A 26,887-nucleotide genomic window follows, 5' to 3' on the forward strand; every position below is an offset into this window, starting at 1 on the left:
GGAATATTTCTTTTCAAGAAGTTTTTGCTCATCAATTTAAAATTACACAACCCATTCTTAACTCCCAATCCTACCCCTCTCAATTTCCAAGTGAGCTATTCTCCATATAACACAAAGGCTGACCAATAATAAGGGTCTTTGTATTTGTTATCTTTTTTATACAAGCCTTTTAGTGCATCAACCCTGTCTCGGGATGCTCTTTGCCAAGGGTTTTTAAACGGATTTTCAGTGATTTATTATAATATTCGATTGCCTTGTCGGCTTCACCTTTGCTGTCATACGTTACTCCAATATTGTTGTAAACAGTGGCTGTAGATGGATGATCTTCGCCTAAGGTTTTCAAACAGATTTCCAGTGATTTATAATAATACTCGATTGCCTTATCATATTCCCCTTTTTGTCTATAGGCTTCTCCAATATTATTATAACTTGTGGCTGTAGATAGATGCTCTTCGCCAAAAGTTTTTAAATTGACTTCCAGTGATTTATTATAATATTCGATTGCCTTGTCGTATTCACCTTTACTATCATACACTGCTCCAATATTATTGTAACTGCTAGCTGTAGATGGATGCCCTTCGCCCTGGATTCTAAGAAAGATTTCAAGGGCTTTATTCAAATACCCGAGTGCCTTATCATATTCCCCTTTTTGTATATACACTGCTCCAATATTATTGTAACTGTTAGCTGTTTCCGGATGTTCTTCTCCTAAGGTTTTTAAACAGATTTCCAGTGATTTATTATAATACTCGATTGCCTTATCGCATTCGCCTTTGCGATCATACACTACTCCAATATTATTGTAACTGCTAGCTGTAGATGGATGCCCTTCGCCAAAAGTTTTTAAACAGATTTCCAGTGATGCTTCAAACTTTTCTATGGCTTCATCATATTTTCCTGTATTAAGGAGTTTAATGCCTTCCTGGTTTAACCTATCGGCTTCGTTGTTTTTTGGTGTTGGAGTAGTGCTTTCTGCTCCTTCTTGGATATTATCTGTTTTTGCAATTGATTTATCATCGTTCTTTTTTGTATTCGAAGCAAAAAGAGATCCAAAATCAAAGTTCATTAGTGGAAAAAAGGGTAACCAGTTTCCTCTTGCGTAGTTGATTAATCCAATTTGCAACCACGACTTTCCAGTAGAGTAGTTGATAAGTCCAAACTGAATTCCTTTTGTATCTTGAGAATAATTTAGTCCACCGATGGATACTCCTTTTACATTTTTGGCTCCACTGATGATGCCTAATGACAGCCCATTTAGGTCTTCTTTCTGGAAACTAGTTAGAGCCCCAAATGATATTCCGGTTGTATTTTTTGAAACACTGAATAAAGCTACGGATATTCCGGTTGTAATTTCATTGGAACCACTAACCAACCCTCCAATGGATAACCCCATTATGTTTTTATCTGTAATTGTTCCAAATCCTCCTATTGATATTCCTGCCATCTCATCCGGGTTTTGTCCTAAAATATTCACCGTTACACCACGCATTTTGGATGATCTTGTTTTCCCATCCTCATAAATTCCATTTATAAATTGAGTTATTCCGAGTCCAAGATTTAGCCCATACACATCTTTGGTTTCACCGTATAAAAAGTTCATTTGCAAAACTTTAGGATTGGAATCCCGGTTAAAGGATGTATTACTAGACCATAAACCAAAACCAAATTTATTAAAAAAGCCGGGAGTATATTCAGGTCCGTATAATTCATACGAATTATTACTACCACCCTGCCAAAATACTCCATTCTCCGGGTCTATTGTTTGGGCAAGGAGCGGAAGTGTGGTTGATAATTGAATAAATAGCAAAAATAGTATAGTAAGTTTTTTATATAACATGAACTTCCTTATAATGAAAGCATTTCAATTCTTTTCAAGAAATTTTTCTTCACCAACTAAAAATTCCACAACCTCCATTCTTAATTCTGAAGTGAGCTATTCTCCATATAACACAAAGGCTGACCAATAATAAGGGTCTTTATATTTATTATCTTTTGCATACATCCGGGACTGGGTACGTTGCAGGGAGCGGTTGGCAATTAAGCTTACTTTTTGAAGAAGGTAGTATTTGTAGAACTTTTTGAAAAACTCCATAGTACCCTTATCATCTACCGACCATAATGTAGCGAGAGTGTTTTGAGAGCCTGCCATAAGAAAGGCCTGTGGAAGTCCAACCATTCCCTCGCCGGCCTTTTCTGAACCAAGTGATGTCTCGCAGGCACTCATTACGACAAGGTCACTCTTGATTCCGAGGTCAATTACATCACCCATTTTTAAGAAGCCATCCTCCGGCACCTTTTTCTTGTGCCTGGTTTCATACTGCTTTAAAGCTTCGGCATTGAATTTTTCAACCTTTCCTCGTGCTGTAAGTGCCAGTGAGTTCAATTCTTCTGCATCGGGAAAGAAAAGACCGTGAACAGAAAAATGCACTGTCTTATAATTTGGCTTTCGTTCGGGAAAGCTATCCCTGAGTTCCTGCTTATTGGCGGAAATTCTCTCCTTGATATGTTTCGAATTTTCCTGATGGTATATTTCCTTTTTTATATATTTGATTTCCTCTGCACTTCCCGGTAAATTGTCTAAGGGAAGTTCGCTCAAAGCCCCACTTTTTGTTACAGCACGCATGTCGGCAGCACGGACTCCTTTGCTTTCTGCATATTTATCAGAGTAAAAAGGATTTCCCATTGCAAAGATAGGATAGGAATACTTTCGATTTTTGGACTCTCTGAGCTTCATCCAAATACTCGCAGAGTGAATCATCGAAAGAGTGACTTTTTCATTCCAGTATTTTCCGTCTTTGTCTATTAAAGCAGAAAAGGGGATGGTATAAATCGAGGCGTCAGGAGAAATTAAAATGTCTTTTGTTTTCAGAAGGTTTTTGTCGTATAGGGGCTGGATACAGATGCTATAAATTTCTTTTAGATACCGGGGTAGGAAGTCATTGGTAACATCGTCAGTATAAACGGTCTTCTTTTCTATTGTTGCAAACTTCTTCCAGCTTACCTTTGCTGCATGATTTGTATCTTTTGTTTGCAAGATATTCTTTTCTTCCTGCAACTCTTTTCTATAAATTTCAGTTCCCTTTTTAATTGTTTTGCAGGAAGTTCTCTCGGTTTCATTCGGATTTTTGCAGGAGTATTCTTCTGTTTTTAAGTCGGATGTGGTGAATAAAATATCCTGATTGTCTACAGTTTTTCCGAGGATAAAATACCTGCTACGCGGTCTTTTGGAAATAATCCTTCTCAGGTTTTGGATTTTTAAGGAAAGGTCTAAATTCGTTCCGAGAGAAATAGCCTGAAATCCATTTTTGGAAATGACAAAGGCAGTTAAACTTTCCTTGCCCTTTTCGTCTTTGTTCAAAGTATATTCGATAAGAGTCTTATTGGCCTCGCCTAACTGCTTTTGCAGGCTTGGAATGTCCGGAATTTGAATTTTGCGATTTTTAGCATAGAGTGGATTGGACTTTTCAAGGCTTTTGTCCAGCCTTTCGAGTTCTCTTTCTTCAGTAAGGATTTTATCTTTTAGGCTTTTCGCATAAACCTGTCCTTTTTCACCCTGTCGCAGAACAGCGGAGTATTCGGAATAGTGAGACTCAATTTCACCTTTGCGCTTGAGCATATCGTTGGCAAGCTTCCTATCTACACCGGATTCTTTAAGTGCATACTGCAACTGAAAGTTTTCTAAAAGCGAAAGTCCGCGCATTTTCTCTGTAATTTTGAAAGCTTTATCGTATTGACCTGTTTGGTTGTATAGCTCTACGAGTTCTTTAAAAAGATGAAAATGCCTGGTCATAAATTTCCCTTTGTCTTTTCCATAAATATGTAAGCGGGATTGAAGAATTAAACCTACTGTTTTTTGGAGGGTTTCAATTGCTTGGGGTATTTGTCGATTGACTATATATATTAGTTTAAGATGTGTATATGCACCAATAAGAATATCCCTTTCTTCCGTTTTTTCTAATTTTTGGATTGTTTTTTTATAATAATCTATAGCCTTATTATATTCACCTTTGGAATAATAAATACCACCTAAATTACTATAAAAAATAACAGTACGTAGATGATTTTCACCTAGAACTTTTCTACTAATAGTATATGATTTAGTAAAATATTTTATAGCTTTATCGTATTCTTTTTTTGAATAGTAAGCATGTCCAATATTGTTATATGAACCAGCAATATCCGGATGATTTTTTCCTAGTATTTCTAATCTTATAGATAATGATTTCTTATAATTATTAATAGCTTCATCATATTTTTCTATTTGGTCGTAAACCATCCCTAAGCTATTATAAGAGTTTGCAGTATCTGGATGTTTTTCTCCGTGAATTTTTAAACGAATACTAAGTGCCTTTGTAAGATATTCTAAAGCTTTATCATATTCTCCTATATTGTGATATATTCCTCCCAGGTTATTATAAGAGCTTGTAGTATGAGGAGTATTTTCTCCTAAAACTTTTAAACGAATATCAAGTGCTTTTTGAAGATATTTCAAAGCTTTATCATATTCTCCTTTGCTAAGATAAGCTGCACCAAGATTATTATAAAGAAGAGCAACATATTTATTATTTTCTCCCAAGAGTTTTAACTGAATAGTAAGCGATTTGTTGTAATTTTCGATCCCTTCCTCATATTGTCCTTTTAAGACATAAGCTAAACCAAGGTTATTATAAGAAATAGCTGTCTCCAGATGATTTTCTTCTAAAGTTTTTAGCTGGATCGCTAACGATTTATTTAAATACTCAATAGCTTTATCATATTCCCCTTGATAACGATATGCTTCTCCCATATTATTATAAGAAATAGCTGTCTCCGGATGATTTTCTCCTAAAAATTTAGTTCTGATTTGCAAAGCAATTTGAAAGGCTTTTTTTGCATCAGTATATTTCCCAACTCTAAGATACCTAATGCCAGTATAATTCATAATTCCTGCTGATTTCAAATGTAGAGTTCCAAAAAGTTCTTTTTCTTTTTTAAATACTTCTTTTGCTTTCGTGCGATATGTTTCAGTAGTTTTGGAATCTTGCCATGCTTGATAAGATAATTCTAATTCAGCATATTTTTTAACTCTATCTAAATTATCTTTAATTGTTTTTACTGCTGGGTGATTTTCGCCTAGCCTTTTTGAACTATTAAATGCTTTGTTTAAATACTCCAAAGATTTATTATATTCCCCTTTAACAAAAAGAACTTCTCCAATATTACTATAATTCATTGCTGTATCTAAATTCATTTCACCTACTGTCTTAATATAGATACCCAATGACTTCTTATAATACTCCATTGCCTTGTCTATTTCACCTAAACTTCTATAAGTTGCCCCAATGTTATTATAGTTCATTGCAGTCAATTCATGATTTTCACCAACTGTTTTTAAAAGAATTTTTAAAGATTTATCATAATATTTAAGTGCTTTGTGATATTCTCCTTTTTTCTTATATACTAATCCAGCATTACCGTAACATACTGCATAATTAGGATCTTCTTCACCATAAATTTCTTTTGCTAGTTCGAGAACTTTTTCAGCTTCTATAAGAGCGGTATTATAATCTCCTTTTTGGTTTAAGGCATCATTGTACACATTATAATGTTCCATCAGCAAAGCTTCTTTATTAGTTTGAGTATTTTTTTTATCTTTTTGAGTTGTTATTGTTGTTTTTAAAGTAGAAATATTGGCTTTTATTGCTACTACATTGGGATGATCTTCTCCCAGAATTTTTATCTTAATTTTTAATGATTTCTCAAAATACTCTATACCTCTAACAAATTCTCCTTTAGCCACATATCCAAGACCTATATTATAATAACTTATCGCTGTATCAATATGGTCTTCGCCTAAGGTTTTTAAACGGATTTTCAGTGAAGCTTCAAACTTTTGGATGGCATCATCGTATTTGCCTGCTTGATAAAATTGAACCCCTTCCCGGTTTAATCTATCGGCTTCACTGGTTTCTGGTGTTGAAGTTGTGCTTGTGTTGTCTCTACTATTTTTTTCAATCTTTGCTTGAAGGGCATTAATTATTTGTTGTGTTTTTACAGTATCAGGGTGTTCTTCGCCTAAGGTTTTTAAACGGATTTTCAGAGACCTGTTGTAATACTCTATTGCTTTATCATATTCGCCTTTGTTCTTATACACATCACCAACATTATTGTAGGTTGTGGCTGTATATGGATGCTCTTCGCCTATCGCTCTTAAAATGATACTCAAGGCTTTATCCAAATGCTCGATAGCCTTATCATATTCTCTTTTGCTGCAATACGCCACACCAATATTATTGTAGCTCCCCGCTGTGTATGTATGTTCTTCGCCAAGGGTTTTTAAACGGATTTTCAGAGACCTGTTGTAATACTCTATTGCTTTATCATATTCACTTTTGTTCCTATACACATCACCAATATTATTGTAAATTATAGCTGTATCAGGGTGTTCTTCGCCAAGGGTTTTTAAACGGATTTTCAGAGACCTGTTGTAATACTCTATTGCTTTATCATTTTCGCCTTTGTTCTTATACACATCACCAATATTATTGTAACTTTGTGCGATATCAGGATGTTCTTCGCCAAGGGTTTTTAAGCGGATTTTCAGTGATTTATTAAAATACTCAATTGCCTTACCATATTCGCCTTTGTTGTAATACGCATCTCCAATATTATTGTAGGTTGTGGCTGTATCGGGATGCTCTTTGTCATGGATTGTCAAACGGAGTTTCAGTGAAGCTTCAAACTTTTGGATGGCTTCGTCGTATTTTCCTGCTTGATAAAGTTGAACCCCTTCCCAGTTTAACCTATATGCTTCATCAGTTTTTGGTGTTGAAGTTGTGCTTGTATTGTCTCCACTACTTTTTTCAATCTTTGTTTGAAGGGCATTAATTATTTGTTGTGTTTTTACAGTATCAGGATGGTTTTTACCTAAAAACTTTTCTCGAATTTGTACTGCAATTTTAAAACGATCTAAAGCCTTATCCAACTTTTCAATTTGTAAATTCACTGTCCCTAAAATGAAGAATATTTCAGCAGTTTTTAAGTGGGGTTCTCCAAAAATTTCTTGTTCCAGACCGATTACAATATTCATCTCTTTTTGGAAAGTTTCATTATCTTTTGCGTTGGTAAATGCCTCGAAGTGGACTTCAAGTTCCTTGTACTTTGGATGTGCCTTTTGCTCTGCTGTCTGGGCCAGAACCGGTACTGCGGTTGATAATAGAACAAAAATAAAAAAAAGGGTGGTAAGTTTTTTAGTTAGCATGGTTTTCTCGAAGCAAGATTTTTCTTGAGCTGAAAGTCTGTCAATTGCTTTTGCAGCAAAAATAAATAAAAAAATTTGGCTGATTGTTTAAGCAAATCCTGTAATTCTTAAAAAAAGGAACTATTCCAATAAGGCGAAATATCAAAATCCCGGATAGGACAGTAGTAAGTTTGGGTAAAAACGGGATCAAGAGCTGTATGAATAACCATTGACAGACACGGCTATATCTTCTACACTGTCTCTATGTTAAGCATAGGCTATGGCGAAGGGAATTTTGAAAATTTAAGAAATAGCAAGAATCTATTCATGGATAAAACCCAGTTTATTCCTAAAATGGAGAGTATTAAAAAGTTTTTCTTCATCCGCCCACGTCGTTTTGGTAAAAGCCTGTGGCTAAGCCTCCTGAAATCCTACTACGATATCAATTCCAAAGACAAGTTTGATAAACTCTTTGCCGATCTCTACATCCAGAAGAACCCGACTGAATTACGAAATACTTATCTTACACTTTATCTCAATTTCTCAGGAATTCGGGGTGATAATGAGGAGGAACTAAGGAAAAGTTTTAACCGCAGTGTTTCCACTTTTATAGAAATATTCTTAACAGCATATAAACGTTTTTTTCCAGAAAAAACTCTGGAACAGGCTCAGGAACTTTTTATGGAAATTCCTGCTGCCGATATGATAAGTTTTATCTTAAAAAAGCTCGAAGGTAGCCAGCATAAAATCTATGTTCTAATCGATGAATACGACCACTTTGTAAATACGCTTGTAGCAGAAGGAAGGGATGCCACGCCGCTTTTCATTTCCCGAGAGAGTGGTGGTGAACGTTCCGGTTTTGTCAGGCATTTTTATGAAAAACTTAAAATTGGTAGCGATTCGGGAGTTCTGGAACGTTTCTTCATGACCGGTGTTTCCCCCATCATGCTCGATGAATTATCCAGCGGTTTTAATATCATGACCAATATGACAACGGACATGGATTTTAATGAAATGCTTGGTTTCACGACAGAAGAAGTGAATTCTATTTTAGATCAGCTTCCACCACATTGTTACAAACAAAACAATCGAGAGAAGGTCATCTCAGATCTAACTTACTTCTATAATGGTTATCTCTTTTCGCCTTCCAGCAAAACAACTCTTTTCAATACAGATATGGTATTATATTTTATTGAGAAATTTCAAAGGCATGGTTATCCGGAAGAGATTCTCGACATGAATGTAAAGACTGATTACGAAAAGTTACAGGGGCTTATTGTCGGGGTCAGTGGAGAAGAAGAGTTGCAAAAGACAATTGAAAGCCTGATTGCGGAACAGACGGTGAGGTTCAATCTGGTGGAAAGATTTACATTTAAGCACAGGTTCGGTCACCAGGAATTAAATTCTTTACTTTTCTATCTCGGACTATTAACAAAATCTAAGATCCCCAATACATTTCAGGTTCCTAACTATGTGATTCAAAAACTGTTCTGGGAATATTTACAGATGTTTTTACGAATCGAGAAAAACATTGCTTTTGATGTAAAGCTATTGCATGATGTGATAGCTGACATGGCAGAAAGTGGAACCATTGATAAACTGAAGCTTCTCATTTCCGAGTTCTACGGAAAAAAGCTTTCTAATTATGATTTCTCCGACCATTCTGAAAAACACATTAAGTTTATGATGGTAGCGTATTTCACATTCAGCGGTTTGTATAATATTATTTCGGAAAGGGAACTCCCTGGTGGTAAAAGAATCGATCTTTTATACGAAGGCAATCCGGCATTCTATGATTACGTAAAATATCACTATATTATAGAATTAAAATATATTAATAAAGAAAAAAGTCACAGGGCAGAAGAGATTCGTTCTAAAGCAATTGAACAGGTAAAGGATTACCATAAAATCTATGTAGAAAACTTCCAGCCTAAAAACAAAAACACAAAGGCCCTTGTGGTAATCGTTAATTATACCAAAGAAAGTGAGATTATCGAGGTAATTTAATCAACCCCTATTTCTCCATTCCTACTATTTTTAATAGAGTTTCCGGCTCAGCTTCAACTCTCTATAAATTTGGATTGCTATCTGAATCTCGTTTCTGAGCATGACAGTATGGAAGATCAAAATTTTGAATTTCATCTAGACTATTTACCCTTTAAAAAGCGAGTTCTCGAAAAATCACAACTTTTTCTCGTTGTAATGAGCATTCAGGCTGTAGTAGTATTTGTCATCTGGCTTTTTACAAAAGCTGATTTCTTTCTTTTCGGAACGATTGTTGTTATGATAGGACTTCTGGTAAATGAATTCATCTTTTACAGGCGTGCCATTTTTTATATGCAGAGTATACGTCTGAAGGCCAATGATTGGCTGAGCATGGAAATTTTTTATAAAGACGAAAAGAAAATTCTCGAACTATCTTTGCAAGAATTCCATCTTGAGTTGAAAGTTAATGTGGGAAAAGGTCGTTATAGTAGTTTAGTTTTTTATCAAAACCAGAATAAACTGGGTACCTTGTTCGACAATAGTATCTGGACTCATGAAAAATTAGTTCAACTTTTCACTGAGTATAAAAAGCATAAAAATGAGTCGATTACATCGAGTGAGCAGAAGATGATAGACAGAAAAAGCTTACTCTGGTAGAACTCCGTTCGGCACTTTCAAAGGTCTCCAAAAAAAATTGACACCTTTTCAGTAGAATCTTCTTATGAAAAAAACGATTTTAAAGGATACAACCAGATATGAAACAAAAACTGATTTCTATCACATTACTTTTGAGCCTAACACTCATTACTACCGTCTGTAAAAAAAACAAACCCCAAAAAAATGTCGAGACTCCTCCTTCCTCTTCTTCGAAGAAAGAAGAAGCACCCTCGAAGAAAGGAAGCACATACATTTCAAGTCAAACGGAAAAAGAAAAATACCGCTATGTAAGCACTAAAAGCGGTTTATTCATGAGATCCGAAGCTTCAACTTCAGGAAAAAAACTTGGTCTGATTCCCTATGCAGCCAAGGTGAAAGTTCTGGAAAAGAAATCGGAAACCCAGACAATTTCCGGAGCCACCGGCAAGTGGATGAAAGTGCAGTATCATAAGCAGGAAGGCTGGGCTTTCGGAGGCTTTCTCGTAAAAACGATACTCGAAGAAGATGTAATGAAAAATCTGGAGTACCTTGAAGAGGCCGCGAAGGAGTTTAGCAATGCAACTGAGAAAAAGAATTATACCGAAGCTATCAGTAATTATCGAAAAGCCCTACAAGTCAGAAATAATTCCCGCGAAAAAGCTATCACCCTATTCAAGAAGTCAGAAAGCCTTCTGGGTGAAATCAAGCAAAGTTCCGGGGATGATGAAAACTCTCGTTCCAAATATTATCTTCTGGGTGATTTAAAGTTTCAGATCTGCAAAGAGTCTTTAAAACTGGAAAGTTGCAAGGGAAAAAATGAAAAACCTATGGAGTTTGCCAATGCCAATTTAGCTATTTCCTTTATAAAAACCGCTATACAGAAAAAAGATGCAGTGGCTCTAAGTAACCTTTCCGGTTGCGTCTTAAGGTTTGGTTGTTTTTGTGGTGCCGGTCCTGAGGTTGCAGGAGCAAAATCTGCCTTTGAAGAAATGCTGAAAAAAGGAGATTTGAGTTCTGAAAAAATGACTGTAGCGGATTTTGGTGCTGAAATGAAGATTTTTGAATCAACAGGGATATCACTTGTAATCGAGCAAAATGCAAATAAAAAATGGTCTTTTCGAATGGTAGATAAGATCGAATCAGATTACGCACAGTGCTCCGGACCGGGTGAATAAACAGTAAACAAAACAGACAGGAGAAAGAAATACTCTTCTGTCTGCTAATGTTCTTATAGTAGAAGATAATTTAGGAATGATTATTCTGATTCAGTTTTATAATGGCTGAATGAAATCCAGGGATCAGAGTACCCACCCCATTTTTTTTCAGAAGGAAGTATATATAAATTTCCTTTTTCTTTCACGATCAGAAATTGAACTTTATACCAGAATACTTGAGAATGAGACCGACTTCCCAGCAGTGCCGTAACAATACCATTCTCATAAGATAAAATTTTATAGTCAGAAGCCGTAAAAGAATTAATTTTTAATCTATTATAAAACACATCATTTTCTTTTATAAATTTGGGAGAGACTAAGTTTTTCATCTCTGTTTGATTTGTTGCCAGCATATATCCAATAAAATCCTTAACTAATTTTATAGGAATCTTAGCCCCTGCATCTCCCGGTAAATCTTTGTACAAATGAAAAGCAGGTTCTAAAGCAGAAGATGGCTTGAAATAAAAAAATCCTAGTGCTACTACCATGCAGATCAGAAGAAAAAAAACAGATACAAGAAGAACAGGCTTCTTTGCCTTATGCAGATTGGGATAAGTTGAATTACAAAATTCACAAATTAGATGTTCTTTATTGGCGGACTCTTTCAAAAGGCCACCACAATTTTTACAATTTGTTTCGTACATGTTCATATATACAAAAGAGAATTAAATTTCAAGCAAGCTTAATTCGGGGTAATGTAATAATTTCATTTGTCTCCGTACATAAAAAAGGTGAAGCGATTGCTCCACCTTTTCTTTCTCTTTCGTTTGTTCCTATTATCTTCTGTTCTTCTTATCTCCAGCCATCATTTTTGATTTCGCTGTGGTTTTTGTAAAGACCGGCGGAACCAACAGAAGGAGCTCTTGTATGTCCGCTAAACTGCTTGTAGGTTTTGTTAGAACCAAAAGGCCAGATTCCCTCATACTGAGTTAAAGAACTCTGACATTTGCTTAAGCCACCGGCAGTATTATATCCGCAGGAAGAGTGATAAGCTACAGCGTAGTCATCTTCACCGGGAAGGATAGCAGAAGCTCCAAACATTCCTTTGTATCCGGGAACATGGGCTACAGTTACTCCGGCTGTGTCATTGTGATTGAAAGAAGATCTGGCTGTATTTACAATCAGAGACTTATCCATTGCATTTCCGGCAAAGCCAAAGGTGAGTCCATTCAGAGCACTGGCCAGTTCAGAACCACCGGAAGCAGCAGCAAGAGCTGTAACTCCGGATATCTTGTAGCCTTTACTTGCAGCACTGGCACCTAACTTATCTAACCAGTATTCAGTTGCATAACATCCGGCACTGTGGCAGATAATTTTACAGGTATCAGCACCCTTACATCTCTGGTTCATTACAGTTGTGAGGTTGGTTTGCGCCCTGGCAGTTCCATAGGTGCGAGGGTCGGTTGTTCCATCATAACCTACAAAATACTTGGTTCCACTGACTGCATTTGCAGAACTTCCCCAGTAACCATTTACATCGGTAGTTCCTGTTCCGTTATGGTTTTTATCAGATTTTCCATGAACGAATACATAAATAGTTCCGGCTGAGAGGGAACTGGCAAAGAAGAGTCCAAAAGCCATTAGGGTGATTAGTTTTAATTTTAAAGTTTTCATTTTCTTTCTCCGGTTATTTCATTTATTTACTTTTTCCGCAGGAAGAAAATTCCCTCCCGCTGTATACTTCTACTCTAACATTTCCTGACACTGCGTTCAAATTTATTGGGACGGATGGTGATATAGGGGGATGAATGGTTAAAAAAATGAAAAATTGCAGGCGAGAACAAAAATACTCACCTGCAATGTAGCTTCTATATACCCGGAGGAATATTAAAATTTATATCGTATACCCACCTGGGTTGTAATCTGCTCCATTTTCACACTGTGGTTATAGTATATGTTCTTAAAAGCAGCCAGAAATTCCTGGGTGCCCGGGGTCGAGGCACCAGGAGTCAGATAAAATGCATGCAACATATCCCAATCAGACATGTCATTCCCTTTTACCGTATTCGGAAACGCATACTCAACAGCTAAATCCAGTTCCAGGCCTCCAAACGTAAAACCCAGTCCTGTAGAAGCATGGTGTTCGGAAACCGCAGGAAAAAGTGGGTTAATCCCATCTGCAGTTACAGGGCTTCTTCCGTAATTGTAACCCAACCTATAAGCAACAGAATCCTTAGAAGGTTTATACTCAAACCCGAGAGCAAAAACAGTTTGGTCTCTCCATTTCATATTAAAGGCTAATTCAGAAATCTTGTTTCCCATGGGAGTGGATATATAAGGCATAGGAATTTTAAACTCAACCGTATTAATAGCACTAGCCCATTTTATATACGAAACATTAAATCCGATAGTTAAACCGGTTCCGTCTCCCCCGGTATTATAGGCTATTCCGGTAGCATGTCTTTCGGGATAGTTTAGATACATGGAAACGGGAACCAGACCGGCCTGGGTAGCATCCGCATTTCCTGCATTTACGCTGATCTTACCATTCAAATTAAGCTTAGCACCTGAACTATAAGCATAAGCTAATGAAAGGTGATCACTCAGATCGTATACAAAACCTATTTTACCAGCATAACCTAAGGCCACATCACTTTTATAACGATACCCGGCACCCGGAAATTCCATCATTCCGAAAGGATCGCTGAAAGTCCATCTCCATTCCATCTTGGCCATCCCCACATCGAATCCGAGACCCACACTTAAATTACCAAACTTCATAGCAAATCCGGGTGTAATCTTGGCATAACCAAAGTTAGAATAGGTGCTTTCACTCATCTGCCTTAGATTACCAATCATAGGAAGGTTGACCGTTGATCCTGTCATACCGCTCATTACTTCATTCAAGGTTCCCCGGTTCGGAGTATTACGTAAATTATTCTTAAAGTGAGCCCCCATTCCTCCCTGTGCATAAAAGGCAATCCCCCAACCCATATTATCACCGATTGCCTGCGCAAAACCTCCATAAGGCATAGGGAAAACAGCCGGCTCTGATTTTCTACTATTGGTATAAACAAGTCCGCTATTGGAATTATCATCAAACTGAGAATCTTTATAGTAAAGTTTTGGAATAAGAGCCGCAAAGCCTCCTTCCAAAATCGCAGTACTACCGGTAGTTTTTTTTATCCTGGCTAAGTGAGCCGGATTGGACTCCAGGTCCATTATAGTCCCACCAATGGCAAGACCGGCACCACCCATCCCTGCATATTTTGCACTATAGGCAGTCATTAACATTCCATTAGTTGCAAACAAAGGAAAGGAAACAAAAATAAATACTATACTCAAAACAAGTTTTAATGTCTTACCAAATATTGTTCTTAATATCATGGCTTCCACCTTCTGTTATCAATGTAATATAGGTGCAAAACACAAAAGTTAGTCTTTTACACCTATACATCGAAGGAGAAGCATAAAAATCGATTTTTTAAACAATAATTCCCCTCTCATAATATGTTTTTTATCACTGATAAAAAGCATACTATCAATTAATAAGCCAGCCTATTTTGTATGATGCTCAAAGCTTCCATCCCAATCTTTTGGTATACCCTTTTGTATAATCTCAGCAATTCTTTCCTGGTAGATTTCTATAAGCCTATCTTTTTTTGGGGACGTATTTAATTCTTTGAAAACTTTTAGAGCTTCATCATATTCACCCTCTAAATAGAATTGAATACCTTTATCATAATCACGCATAGTATCAAGTTTTTGCTGTTCCATAGCAGGATCTCCACCTGTAATAAGTTCATAAATTTTTACGGGTTTTGTTTTTCCTTTAGCTCTAACTTTGTCTAAATAACGAATGGGATATAAGGATTTATTCAAAATTTTAGTATATATGTATTCACTAATAATTACAGTACAATCATAGAACTTGGTCAAACCTTCCATTCTGGCTGCAAGATTTACAGTATCAGAAATAACATTGCCAGATTTACGATATTTACTCCCAATGATACCGAAAGCAACTTCTCCATAGTTGATACCAATTCCAACACGTATGGCTTCTTTTCCTTCTTCTTCCAATTTCTTATTAAATAAGCGGATACCTTCTAAGACCGATATTGCAGAATGAACTCCCGTTTCGACAGCCCCGGGAAAAATTATCATTAAACCATCACCCAAATACTGATTCACAAGTCCTTCATTATTTCTTATGGCCGGAGTGATATACTCAAGAAATTGATTAATGAAGGTAAAATTCTCTTCGATATTCATTTTCTCCGAAATACTCGTATACGATCGAATATCAATAAACATGATAGACATATCTTTCTTAATATATTTTCCCAATTGTATATCCAGTACGCTTGAGAGTGATAAAAATTTCAAATACTCCTCAGGAAAAAATTGATTCGTCATTTTAAAGACTTTCGTTAAATGTATATGGGTAGTTACACGTTGTCTTAGTTCATCTTTATTAAAGGGTTTTATCATATAATCATTCCCTCCCTGTTCAAAACCATGGATGATAGCTTCCATTTGAGACTTCGCAGATAAAAAGATAATCGGTAACTCGTTTGGTTTATATATCTGCCGTAATTTTCGGCAAACTTCATACCCGGAAAGGCGAGGCATCATTATGTCCAAAAGAATTAAATCCGGTTGAATTTCAGGTATCATCCTTAAAGCCTCTTCTCCACTACTCGATTTATATACAATAAAACCATGTAAAGAAAGTTGGTTTTCGATGACCTGTAGATTGACAATTTCATCGTCTACAATCAAAATTTTAGCCACATTACCTTCTATTTTTACTATATCTTTTTTTCGTAATATATCAGTTATTGATAGTTCCCTATACTCTACATTTTCTATATATTTTTCGGTTTCCGAACCATCCTCCGGCTTTGCAGCTATCAAAGAAAAAATAAATTTAGATCCTTCTTTTAACTTCGATTCTACATGAATTTTTCCTCCATGAAGTTCCAGTAGTTGCCTGCTAATAGATAAGCCTATACCGGTTCCACCATATCTTCTTTCTATAGAAGCATCCCCCTGCTCAAAGGACAAAAAAATTGCATCGAACTTATCCTCCGGAATTCCGATACCTGTATCGACTATTGCAAACTGATAAAACTTTTTATCTGAATCCTGAGGCAAATATAAAGCTTCGATTTTTCCTTCTTCTGTAAACTTGATTGCATTTCCTGTCAGGTTATGCAAAATTTGTTGTAAACGATTTTCATCTGCTCGCACATAAATATTTTCCGGTATGCAATTCAGAAGCTGAATCGATTTACTTCCAATAAGAGGTCGGGATAAAAGAAATACTATATCCACAATATCTTTAATTCTGATAGTTTTCCATTGTAATTGAATTTCGTTGTTTTTTAACTTATTGAAATCTAATATATCATTTACAAGACTCGAAAGTCTTTTACCGCTATGAATAATTATAAACAAATTGTTCTTTGCTGATTCATTTAATTCTCCCGCAATACCATCCACCAGGGATTCAGCTATGCCAATAATACCATTTAGAGGGGTTCGTAGTTCGTGCGAAGTATTAGAAAGAAACTCATCTTTCATTTTATCCAGGGTGCTGAGTCGAAAGAAAGCTTCTTCCTTTTCCTTTTTCAATACCTCAATCCTTTTAGCAAGAGCAATAGAAAAGAGTACTGCTTGAAGTATCATACCTATATATAGCGAATATTCCGTTATGAAGTTAATCGGTAACACTCCAAGGCGTTGCAGAGTTATAAGAATGATAGACAAGAGTAAAGTTAGCCAGGCAAGAACAAAAAAACCGGCAGGCTTATAATCCTTTAAAAGAGAAATAATTCCTGCTAAAATAGAACTAATTATGGAAAGGATGGTTAAGGAAGGAATTAACTTCCTGAAATCCTGTTGTCCGAAGACTAATACAGAAATAACGTAAACTACTAAAATACTAATTAAGAGATTCAACCATTTAAATAATCTTGGTGCATATTCTTTTATTTGTAAAAAACGAAGAGTGAAGAGAAGCAGGTTTATCATACTCAAACCGAAGGTCACAGCGAGTCCCCTGTCAATCCACCAGATAGAATCCGTCCAAATATATTCATTACCCAATCCGGTAAAATTCATAAAAAACAAGGTGGAAAAAAATGTGAGTAATACATAGAGTAAGTAATTTATATCCCTTATACCGATAAAAAGAAAAAAATTATAAATGCACATTACAGACATCACAGCAAAAAATCCGCCCCAGACAAAACGTTCATTCTTAACGGCAATCCAAAAACTCTCAGGTTCCCAGATATACAAAAGAAATTGTATAGGACTATCTGATTGAATTCTCATATAATAGGTTTTCGTTTGAGCTGCTTCCAGGTTCAAACGAAATACAAAATTTTGATAAGGAATTTCTCGACTATTAAAAGGCTTCTTTAAACCGGTGTGCACAACCTCAGGTTCTCCATTTACGGAGAGACGGAAAAAATCAATATAATCTAAAGATGGAGACGCTAATTCCAATAGACGTTCAACTTTTTGTTCGCTTTCATTGTAGATAGTAATTTTTATCCAATAAATAGAATTAGAAAAACCTATATTATAATATTCATATATACTTTTTTGAAATGCTCTACTTTTTTTATCACTTAGAATTTCCTCAAAACTTAATTCCCCGGTTTTATCTTCCAGTATCTCGATTGATTTTCCAATGGTTATTTTCCCCTTATTTTTTTGTAGATGAATTATCGGTGAAGCAAATAGAGGAAATAGTATAAAAAGAAAAATATAAACGAAAGTAAGTTTACACATTATTCTGAACATTTTAGTAGGTACTCATATATCTGTATTGTGTCGGGATTTATTTGTATTCAGGCGAACTATCGGACTCGCTTGCTTTTTAATTCCATATTCTTTACAACAATTTATTTACAATTTAGAAATAATGTCCAGCGTAATTTTTAATTCTCGATAAAAGAAAGTTCAGTTTCTTTTAAGCATAAATCTAAAAAATATTTTACAAAAAAAATATCTTCTATAAAAATCAAGTTAGGAGAATTTATGAAAACCTTAATTTTTAGTATCATTCTTTTGTTCTTCTGGAATTGTACAGGAGTAAATCTTATGTCAGGGGTCCTGCGCTGGACTTCCAACACCCACCCGGTTCCGGATTATGCGGGTGCCTATGCTTACGAAATCAGAGGAGGAGCCCTGTACTACAGCGATACGGTAGATGGACAAATCGGCGATAAGGTAGAAAAAGCTACACTTAAAGGAGAAGCCTGCTCCAGTTCCATTTTATGGCTAATCAGTCTTGGAGATTCCAGTATTCGAACCGCAAGAAGAAATGCAAAGATTACAAAGATAAAATTTGTATCTCATAAAATTGAAGCTTTCTTTGCCGGCTATATCTACCAGAGTCACTGCACGATTGTCGAAGGAGAATAATCATGAAATTCAAAAGCTATCTTTTCGCTTTCCTATTTTCTATCGGTATAAGCCACTGTGCAATAGGCCCTACCCATGGCTTACTATTTACTTCCAATTCCTTTGCGGGGGAATATAATACCAACAACGATGTAGAATACAAAAAAGAAGCTACGGGCTGTCAGAAGATGATACTCGGAATCGTATCTTTTGGTGACGCTCAGGCAGGTAGTGTAGCTAAAGCCAATAACATTACCAGAATCGCAAGTATTGATTATTCCACTATGAGCATATTCACATATCTCTATTCGGATTTTTGTGTAATCGTAAGCGGAGAATAAAAGGAGAATATTATGAAACTAATAAATAGATTTTGGCTTACAGCCTGTCCTAAAATAAACTTATCTATTAAAAAAAGGCAAGCTGCAAGAGCCTGTAGCTTCATTTTCAGACAGGCTCTTATAGGGTTTATTGCCCTGGGATTAAATGCCTGTTATGGTCATTACAGTACCTCTCCCTATATGGCAGTTCTTACAATCGATACAGGCCAGCACCTGCGTTCGAATACAAATACCAAAACTCTGGGTTCAGCAAAACTGGAAAAAAAAGGAGAAGATTGCATTGAGAATTTTCTCCTTCTGAACACTCTGTATCATTCGGGAAACCCGAGTATCAAGAAAGCTATGGCAAACGCCGGAATTACTAAAATTGCCGTCGTGGATCACTATTCTACCGAGATTTTTCCCATCTATACTTTGTATTCCAAAGACTGCATTGTCGTCTGGGGAGAATAGCCACCTGCTGAATACCCTTAAAAGCTCTTGATAACCCTGTAAATCATAAGTTAAACTTATGATTTACAGGGTTATATAAAAAGAAAGCTGGAAGAAATTTTTCCGAACTCCGTATAAATAATTCCCCAAAAATCGGCATTTAAACCAAATTTCTCTGTCACACTTTTTGGTTCTGCTTTCAGGAAAATACTCGCTCGACAGGCGTAAAACGCTATTAAAGGCCATAATAAGGAGTCTCTGATTTTTCAGTTTCCATTTTTTATAATTTTTTTTAGAAATATTATAAAAAAGTACTTGCATTTTATCCCATTTGTGGTATATCCCATTAATGGGACAGAAAGAGAAAGAGGAGATCTTTACAGACTTAAAAAGCCTCTCAAAAGCAGTAAGAGAAAGGCTAAAAAAAATGAAATTATCAGTATACAAACTGGAGGAACAAACAGGAGTTTCTAAAACTCATATCCACCGAATACTGAAAGGAAGCGGAAAAGTTAGCTTAAAATACTACATCAAGATTGCGAAAATACTTGATATAAAATACTGCTTCACTAATGTTGAGCAAATTTTTTCAGAGTTTTTTAAGCCAGATGAATATGAGATAATTGACTCAAACAAAAAAACTACTAAAGAAAGGAAGAAAAAAAATGAACAATGAGTTTTTTAACATAGCACTTTACTCCACAATCGCTCTGTTGGTTGCTTTTCCCTGCATCCATGGGTTTTTATATCTCATGAATCAAAGAAAAAGACAACACTAAGAGGATAGCCTCTAGCCCCGGCTGAAAAAGCCGGGTATAAACCAATTTCTACTTTTCAAATAATCACCTTCTAAAAACTGGTAAGCAGGGTCTCTTTTAGGAGCTATCTATGACTACCGGTGTATTCACCTCTATTCGTGATTATAGTAAAATGATCAAACTTTCTCACAGCCTTTTCGCCCTGCCCTTCGCCGGGCTTTCGGCTGTAATGGCTCTAAGCCAATCCAATCTTACTTTAGAAGAAGCTTTAAAACTTTTATTCTGGATTGTTATCTGCATGGTAAGTGCCCGAAGTGCAGCCATGGGCTTTAACCGTTATGTTGACAGGGAATTCGACAAAAAAAATGAAAGAACGAAAGTTCGGGAACTTCCCTCCGGCAAAATCAGTGAAAAAGCAGCCCTCGCCTTTATAATTTTCTCCTCCCTTCTCTTTCTCTTTGGCTCATACATGATAAATTTTAAATGTTTCCTCCTTTCCTTTCCGGCCCTCTTTATCATCCTTTTCTATTCACTCAGTAAACGTTTCACCTTTCTCTGTCATTTCATTCTTGGCCTCGGAATCGGAATTGCTCCCTCCGGTGCCTGGATAGCCATTCTCGACAAGTTAGAGCTGGTACCTGCCCTCTGGTCTTTCGGCCTGATGTTTCATATTGCCGGTTTTGATATTTTATATGCCATGCAGGATATGGACTTCGATAGACAGGAAGGTCTCTACTCGATTCCAGCCAAATTTGGACTCGATACCTCTTTCTGGATTGCCAGATTATCCCACCTCTTCTCCTTCAGCCTGCTTCTACTCGCAGGTTACTATGCCGGACTCGGAATGTTTTACTACATTTTTCTCGGTATTGTTGCCGTATTATTCCTTCTGGAACACTCCATGGTTTCCAGGGAAGATTTGAGTAAACTTCCTATCGCCTTTTTTCATATTAACGCTTCCATTAGTATTATATTATTTCTTGGGATTCTCCTCGATAAGGGCGGTCCTCTTCTACAAAAGTTTGGTCTTCTATGAAGCTGGTTATAGGTATAGCAGGTGCCAGCGGTTCTATTTATGCAAGCAGATTCATCCGCGCTCTTTCACAGGTAGAAGGCACAAGTTACTTGATAGCCAGCCCGGCTGCTATCCGGATCTTTCGAGAAGAATACAATTGCAGGGTAAATAACACGGAAGAATTACTGGACTACGTTCTGAGTGAAGAAAAATCTCTTCATCACGAATTTCGAATACGTCCTTTTAAAGATATAGGTGCCGACATTGCTTCCGGTTCCAATACCTGGAAAGCCATGGTGATTGTTCCCTGTTCCATGAAAACAGTAGCTTCTATTCATTCCGGGATTACAGAAAACCTGATAGAGCGCTGTGCTGACGTCAGTTTAAAAGAAAGAAGAAGGCTTATTCTCGTTCCGAGAGAAACTCCCTATAATCGGATACATCTCAGGAATATGCTGGAATTAGATGAAGCAGGAGCCATTATCCTACCCGCTTCACCGGGCTTTTACCAGATGCCAAAATCCTTAGATGATCTCGGAGATTTTATAGCCGGAAGAATTTTTAACCTGCTGGAACTGGATAATACTCTCTTCCCAGTTTGGAAACCGGAAGTCTAAAAGGAAGCGTCGTACTCCAATTTCTCAATTTGCTTTTTTAAAAGAAAGGCAGTTTCATAATTTTCTTCCGAAATGGCAGTGAATTTTTTAATGTATAAACTCGCCAGTTCATCCCCTTTTTTACCGGGATAAGTAATAGCATTCATATAATTATCCAGATCCAATTGGGGGAATCGAACTGCAAATTTGTCAACCAGCCTATCCACCTTCATCCTCGCAGCTTCCCTGGCAAGGCCTTCCGAATTTCTATATTGAATAGAAAGCCGGGCTAAAGAACTCATATATTGATCAAAACTTTCGGATTGAAACTCGGGCTCTGTTTTTTTATCCTGGTTTCTGCAAAATTCTACATATTTCATTACTACACTATTGTATTGTTCCATCCGTTCCTGAATATACCGATTTCCCTCTTCTTTGCCTTCCGGCATGTGGAAATCAGGAAGACGGGCTACATCATGAATATCTCCCGTTTCTATTAAAATCTTCTTGAGATCTTCTATGCCGGGAAAGGAAACAGGAGGAAAGGTAACTACCGGAAAATTATCATTTATTTTTAAATAACTTACTACCACATTGGAAGCTATAATTTCACAGCCGGATTGAAACGGATTTTCGCCGATAACATAGCAGTAAAGAATAAGATTTCCTGTTGGATTTTTTTCAGATCCTTTTTCTAAAAACATAACTCTCCTCCTAGATCAGTTTAATACGCCTACTTACTAATAGACGGTTTAAATTCCTATTAGAACCTAATTTCAGGTTTTTTGGATATTAAATCAAAAGAAAAAAGGAATTCAATAAAATTTTATTCCAAAATAAAAAACAACCGAAAATATACTGTGTCAGAAAAGAGAAACATAGGTAAAAACTTGCTGGCATACCTATTTGTATGTTTTGTAAGCCTGGTTTTAGTAGAGAAGAGCCTGAAGCCCGGGAAAATTCCTTTTTTCAATACGACTCCCCCTTCAGATATACCAACATTTTCGGAATCTGAGATTTTCCGAAAACCTGCCCCTTCTTTATTTCAATCCGATCCTCAAAATCCAGAACGAATTTCTACTTTTTCCGAACAGGTTCCGGTTTCTAAAAATAAGGGAATCTATAAACGAGAATACATTGATGTTTACTATCTTAAATTCTATGGAAAGGGTGATAAGACCCGCTCTTACCTGGTTCGCAGCAAACGGAAAAGTAGAGGAAGTCTTAAAAAGGATATACTTCTAGCTCTTCGTTCCTTAATCAAAGGACCCAATGAAGCAGAACAGGAAAAAGGAATCCTGAGTACCTTTCCGGGAAATTTAAAAGTTTCCAGAAAAATGAGCCTGAAAAATGGTATACTATACATCTCCTTCAATAAAACTTTTGAAAAAGGAGCCGGTCCTGAACTCATGAAAGATAGATTGGATCAACTCGTTTACACCCTGACTTCTTTAGGTGTAATAGAAGGAATATCCCTGCATATCGGCAACAAAAAGCTCCGCTACTTAGGCCCTCATCGGATTCAAATTCCGGCGATTCTAGAAAAGAATCCGAGACAGGTTATCGATTTTTAAAACGAAGCCGATCCTGTGACCAAAAGTAAAAAAATATTTTCGTTTGCAAGGAAAGTCTATTAACAGAGGATAGTAAAAAATATAAAGCTTTGTTTATTCTGGTGGAAAAAATGCTAAGAAAAGTAGCAATCATATCAATTTATATACTAGTTTTTCTATCCCTACCCCTAATATCAGAAACAATTATTCTTAAAAATGGAAAAGTGATAAAAGGGCAGGTAATTGATCACGATGCAGAATCCATTAAGATAAAAACAGATGATAAAGTTGAAGTCTATTCCAAAAGTAAGGTCTATAAAATTGTTTATTCCAATAATCAGGCTGTAGTAAAGCGTATCCTCGAAAAGGAAAGTTCCAACCTTGCCAGAACTCAAAAACAAATAGAGAATGAGCTAAAAACGGAAAGAAAAGCAATTGATAACCGTTCTTCCAAACAAAAGAAAGAAACAGATGTAACTATCATTCGTCTCAGTAAGAAAATTGAGAAACTGGAACAAAAGATTAATCGCTTAAAAGTTAAAATCAAGCGGCTTCAGAAAACAATTCGTGACAGTAAGGGAAAAAATCCATCCTCTAAATAGGATACGTTAAGTCGAGGACATTTAATAAATTTATTATTTCTGGAAATTTTTTCTTGAATAAAAAATATGGCCTTCTGACAATGTGAGTAAAAGAGGTGGAATCATGAAAAATCATATCTATATGCTCCGCAAGAAAAGAAGTATCAAACAATATGATATGGCCAGGGCTCTCAGTGTTTCTCCAAGTTATCTCTCTAAAATAGAAACGAATAGCCAGGAGCCTACAGAAAAATTCAGAGTAAATGCAGCTAAGTATTTAAAAACTACGGTAGATAAGCTCTTTAATGAAGAGCCGATTGAAACTGTATTTCCGGAATTCAGCGAAGGTCTTGTAAACAAACTCTGGGCAAAGAGAAGAGAATTGGGCATCAAGCAGTATGACATGGCCAAGAAATTAAAAGTTTCAACTCCCTTTCTTTCTAAAGTAGAACTCGGTCTTATCGAGCCAACAGAAGAGTTCAAGCAATTAGCTTCTAAAGTTTTCAAAATGGAACAGGAAGAACTTTTCCTGAGTAAAGCTGACTAAACAGCTTTGAGGTTCTGCAAGCGAGGCTGCAAAACCTCGCTTCAGTCAAATCGACTTATATTTTATTAATAATTATCCTGCCTGCAGGGTTCAGATCTACTTCGATTTCTTCGCCTGTTTCAAACTCTCCTTTTAAAATATATTCGCTTAAAGCATTACCAAGTAGCTTCTGAACCAATCTCTTTAATGGCCTCGCACCATAATCCGGATCGAAGCCAATTTCAGCCAAATGAGTTCTTACCCTATCAGCAAACTTAACTTTTAAACCGGAATCAGCTACCCGCTTTGTCAGGTCTTTTAATTGTAAATCGACAATTTTGGATAAAGCCTCCCTATTAATGCTTTTGAATAGTACCACTTCATCGAGTCGGTTCAAAAACTCCGGTCTAAAAAACTTCTTAAGTTCCGATTCTATCCTGTTTTCTTTTTCCTCTTCGCTTAAAGAAGAATCAGTTAATAAATGAGATCCTATATTAGAAGTCATGATAATAACCGTATTCTTAAAATCCACCTGCTTTCCCTTAGAATCTGTCAAACGGCCTTCATCAAAAATTTGTAGAAAGATATTAAAAACTTCCCGATGCGCTTTTTCTACTTCATCAAAAAGAATCAGGCTATAAGGTCTTCTTCTCACCACTTCCGTCAACTGTCCGCCTTCATCATAACCTACATAACCCGGCGGTGCTCCAATAAGTCTCGATACAGCATGAGATTCCATATACTCACTCATATCAATGCGAACCATGGCCGACTCATCATCGAACAAAAATCCGGCGAGAGCTTTAGCAGTTTCTGTTTTTCCTACGCCGGTCGGTCCCAAAAATAAAAATACTCCGAGGGGTCTGTGACTGTCAGCCAGACCGGCACGAGATCTCCGAATAGCTTCTGCTAACAAAGAGGTAGCATGTTCCTGTCCAACGACTCTCTCGTTTAATACATCTTCCATTACGAGCAGTTTGGACTTTTCACTCTGTAACATTTTACTCACAGGAATCCCCGTCCAGCGGGAGACAATATTGGCTACATCTTCTTCCGTAACTTCTTCACTCAATAGTCTTTCTGATTCAGAAACTACTTTCAATTCTTCATAAGCTTCCCGTAAACTTTTATCCAGCTCAATTAATTTCCCGTATCGAATCTCGGCTACCCGGTTTAACTCTCCATTTCGTTCTGCTTCTTTTTCGAGGTTTTTGTATTTTTCAATCTCAAGTTTGATTTGTTTTATACGACTTATCTTTTCTTTCTCATGATTCCATCTGGCAGAAAGGTTAGAGAACTCTTCTTCTAAGGTTTTTAACTCCTGCTCAAGATCTTTCAGTCGACTTTTGGAAGCCACATCTTTCTCTCTTTTTAAGGCTTCTCTCTCTATCTTTAAGGACTGGATTTTTTTCATCATCCTATCCATGTTCTCCGGCATACTATCCACTTCGATACGCATTTTACTTGATGCTTCATCGATTAGATCTACCGCCTTATCCGGTAAAAATCTGTCACTGATATACCGCTGAGATAGTGTGGCGGCTGCAATAATCGCCGAATCGGTTATCCGTATGCCGTGATGCAGCTCATACTGACTCTTTAAACCCCGTAAAATAGTAATAGTTTCTTCTATCGTGGGTTCTTTGGCGTAGACCGGTTGAAACCTCCTCTCGAGAGCAGCATCTTTTTCAATATACTTCTGGTATTCTTTTAGAGTAGTAGCCCCGATACAACGTAGTTCTCCCCGTGCAAGAGCCGGTTTTAACATATTCGAAGCATCTAAGGCTCCTTCTGTTGCACCGGCACCGACCAGGGTATGGATTTCATCTATAAAAAGAATGGCATCTCCTTCTGCTTCTTTTACTTCATCCAGAAGAGCCTTTAGCCTGTCTTCAAACTCTCCCCGGTACTTAGCTCCCGCTATCATAGAGCCTAAATCCAGGGCATAAATCGTCTTTGACTTAATTCCATCCGGTACGTCACCCGCAACTATCTTTCCGGCCAGGCCTTCTACGATCGCTGTCTTTCCTACGCCCGGTTCTCCGATTAACATCGGGTTATTTTTAGTCCTGCGGCTTAAAACCTGGACTATCCTTCTAATTTCCTCATCCCTTCCAATCACAGGATCCAGCTTGCCCTTTTTAGCCAGTTCATTCAGGTTTTTGGCATATTTTTTCAGGGCATCGGCTTTACTTTCCGGAGAATCATCCATAATTGTTTTTCCTTTCCTCAGTTCTTGTATAGCTTTTTGTAATATAGTATAATTTAATTGATTTTTTAAAAACTCATCCCGTAAAAAAGATTTACTTCCCGATAAAAATGCAAGTAAAACGTGTTCAGTAGATAAATACTCATCTCCCAGTTTTTGTCTTTCAGAATCTGCATTCTTAAGTAGCTGAATCAGACTTCTCGAGGGTGGCCTTTCTTCCACACCGGCTCCCTGTAGTCTCGGTAAACGTGATATGGCCGATTCTAAGATACGAAGATAGGTTTCCGGTTTCAGACCTAAGTGTTGAAGAAGAAGTAAAACCATACCCTCCTTTTGTGAAAAAAGGGTATATAAAAGGTGTTCTTCTGCCTGCTCCGAATTCTGCTTTGATTCAGCTAAAGACTGAGACAGAGAAAGTGCTTCCGACATCTTCACTGTCAACTTATCCAGCTTCATGTC

Annotated in this window: 20 protein-coding genes; 12 read left to right on the forward strand and 8 right to left on the reverse strand. The window is 36.7% G+C overall.

Annotated elements, in window-relative coordinates; genetic code table 11:
* Positions 1 to 169 precede the first annotated feature (169 nt).
* Both H7A25_14370 and H7A25_14375 read right to left on the reverse strand, forming a co-directional pair.
* Positions 170 to 1,837: a tetratricopeptide repeat protein gene (locus H7A25_14370; protein ID MCP5501089.1), complete on the reverse strand. Its 1,668-nt coding sequence runs from the start codon at positions 1,835 to 1,837 to the stop codon at positions 170 to 172.
* 96 nt (positions 1,838 to 1,933) lie between these two features.
* Entirely contained in the window at positions 1,934 to 7,240 is a 5,307-nt protein-coding gene (locus H7A25_14375; protein MCP5501090.1) for a tetratricopeptide repeat protein, read from the reverse strand.
* Positions 7,241 to 7,483: 243 nt separating this feature from the next.
* Here H7A25_14375 and H7A25_14380 point away from each other — a divergent pair, with 243 nt between their 5' ends.
* The 3 genes from H7A25_14380 (at position 7,484) to H7A25_14390 (ending at position 11,016) form a co-directional block, all read left to right on the forward strand.
* On the forward strand, positions 7,484 to 9,226 hold the full coding sequence (locus tag H7A25_14380; GenBank protein ID MCP5501091.1) for an AAA family ATPase: 1,743 nt from the start codon (positions 7,484 to 7,486) through the stop codon (positions 9,224 to 9,226).
* Positions 9,227 to 9,334: 108 nt separating this feature from the next.
* Positions 9,335 to 9,862 (forward strand): hypothetical protein, encoded by a 528-nt coding sequence (locus H7A25_14385; GenBank protein MCP5501092.1) that lies wholly within the window; start codon positions 9,335 to 9,337, stop codon positions 9,860 to 9,862.
* A gap of 98 nt (positions 9,863 to 9,960) precedes the next feature.
* Positions 9,961 to 11,016, forward strand: coding sequence for an SH3 domain-containing protein (locus H7A25_14390; protein MCP5501093.1), 1,056 nt, complete (start codon positions 9,961 to 9,963; stop codon positions 11,014 to 11,016).
* Between the two features lie 80 nt (positions 11,017 to 11,096).
* Here H7A25_14390 and H7A25_14395 read toward each other — a convergent pair whose 3' ends face one another.
* The 4 genes from H7A25_14395 to H7A25_14410 all read right to left on the reverse strand — a co-directional run bounded on the left by H7A25_14395 (position 11,097) and on the right by H7A25_14410 (position 17,814).
* Complete coding sequence (locus H7A25_14395) at positions 11,097 to 11,699, reverse strand: hypothetical protein (GenBank protein ID MCP5501094.1); 603 nt, start codon at positions 11,697 to 11,699, stop codon at positions 11,097 to 11,099.
* 148 nt (positions 11,700 to 11,847) lie between these two features.
* Positions 11,848 to 12,669, reverse strand: coding sequence for a hypothetical protein (locus H7A25_14400; GenBank protein ID MCP5501095.1), 822 nt, complete (start codon positions 12,667 to 12,669; stop codon positions 11,848 to 11,850).
* Between the two features lie 213 nt (positions 12,670 to 12,882).
* Complete coding sequence (locus H7A25_14405) at positions 12,883 to 14,382, reverse strand: outer membrane protein transport protein (protein MCP5501096.1); 1,500 nt, start codon at positions 14,380 to 14,382, stop codon at positions 12,883 to 12,885.
* A 171-nt stretch (positions 14,383 to 14,553) separates the two neighbouring features.
* Complete coding sequence (locus H7A25_14410; GenBank protein ID MCP5501097.1) at positions 14,554 to 17,814, reverse strand: response regulator; 3,261 nt, start codon at positions 17,812 to 17,814, stop codon at positions 14,554 to 14,556.
* A 237-nt stretch (positions 17,815 to 18,051) separates the two neighbouring features.
* On the opposite strand from H7A25_14410, the gene H7A25_14415 reads away from it, so the two are divergent.
* The 6 genes from H7A25_14415 (at position 18,052) to H7A25_14440 (ending at position 21,580) form a co-directional block, all read left to right on the forward strand.
* Positions 18,052 to 18,438, forward strand: a complete 387-nt coding sequence (locus H7A25_14415) for a TRL-like family protein (protein ID MCP5501098.1) — start codon at positions 18,052 to 18,054, stop codon at positions 18,436 to 18,438.
* Between the two features lie 2 nt (positions 18,439 to 18,440).
* Positions 18,441 to 18,758, forward strand: a complete 318-nt coding sequence (locus tag H7A25_14420) for a TRL-like family protein (protein ID MCP5501099.1) — start codon at positions 18,441 to 18,443, stop codon at positions 18,756 to 18,758.
* A gap of 12 nt (positions 18,759 to 18,770) precedes the next feature.
* A complete protein-coding gene (locus tag H7A25_14425; protein MCP5501100.1) occupies positions 18,771 to 19,211 on the forward strand; it encodes a hypothetical protein in 441 nt (146 codons plus the stop codon).
* A gap of 406 nt (positions 19,212 to 19,617) precedes the next feature.
* Positions 19,618 to 19,866, forward strand: coding sequence for a helix-turn-helix transcriptional regulator (locus H7A25_14430; protein MCP5501101.1), 249 nt, complete (start codon positions 19,618 to 19,620; stop codon positions 19,864 to 19,866).
* 212 nt (positions 19,867 to 20,078) lie between these two features.
* Positions 20,079 to 20,984, forward strand: a complete 906-nt coding sequence (locus H7A25_14435; GenBank protein ID MCP5501102.1) for a UbiA family prenyltransferase — start codon at positions 20,079 to 20,081, stop codon at positions 20,982 to 20,984.
* Positions 20,981 to 21,580, forward strand: coding sequence for a UbiX family flavin prenyltransferase (locus tag H7A25_14440; protein MCP5501103.1), 600 nt, complete (start codon positions 20,981 to 20,983; stop codon positions 21,578 to 21,580). Before H7A25_14435 ends, H7A25_14440 begins: the two co-directional genes overlap by 4 nt.
* On the opposite strand, the gene H7A25_14445 is transcribed toward H7A25_14440, so the two are convergent.
* Positions 21,577 to 22,263, reverse strand: coding sequence for a hypothetical protein (locus H7A25_14445; GenBank protein MCP5501104.1), 687 nt, complete (start codon positions 22,261 to 22,263; stop codon positions 21,577 to 21,579). The two genes, H7A25_14440 and H7A25_14445, sit on opposite strands and share 4 nt — an antisense overlap.
* Before the next feature lie 156 nt (positions 22,264 to 22,419).
* Here H7A25_14445 and H7A25_14450 point away from each other — a divergent pair, with 156 nt between their 5' ends.
* From H7A25_14450 to H7A25_14460, 3 genes are all read left to right on the forward strand, one after another.
* Complete coding sequence (locus H7A25_14450) at positions 22,420 to 23,133, forward strand: GerMN domain-containing protein (GenBank protein MCP5501105.1); 714 nt, start codon at positions 22,420 to 22,422, stop codon at positions 23,131 to 23,133.
* 110 nt (positions 23,134 to 23,243) lie between these two features.
* Positions 23,244 to 23,714, forward strand: a complete 471-nt coding sequence (locus H7A25_14455; GenBank protein MCP5501106.1) for a hypothetical protein — start codon at positions 23,244 to 23,246, stop codon at positions 23,712 to 23,714.
* Positions 23,715 to 23,835: 121 nt separating this feature from the next.
* Positions 23,836 to 24,240, forward strand: coding sequence for a helix-turn-helix transcriptional regulator (locus H7A25_14460; protein MCP5501107.1), 405 nt, complete (start codon positions 23,836 to 23,838; stop codon positions 24,238 to 24,240).
* Between the two features lie 55 nt (positions 24,241 to 24,295).
* Here the strand turns inward: H7A25_14460 and clpB are convergent, their stop codons facing one another.
* Complete coding sequence (clpB, locus tag H7A25_14465; protein ID MCP5501108.1) at positions 24,296 to 26,884, reverse strand: ATP-dependent chaperone ClpB; 2,589 nt, start codon at positions 26,882 to 26,884, stop codon at positions 24,296 to 24,298.
* Positions 26,885 to 26,887: the final 3 nt, after the last annotated feature.

The organism is Leptospiraceae bacterium, assembly GCA_024233835.1.
GTDB lineage: Bacteria > Spirochaetota > Leptospiria > Leptospirales > Leptospiraceae > JACKPC01.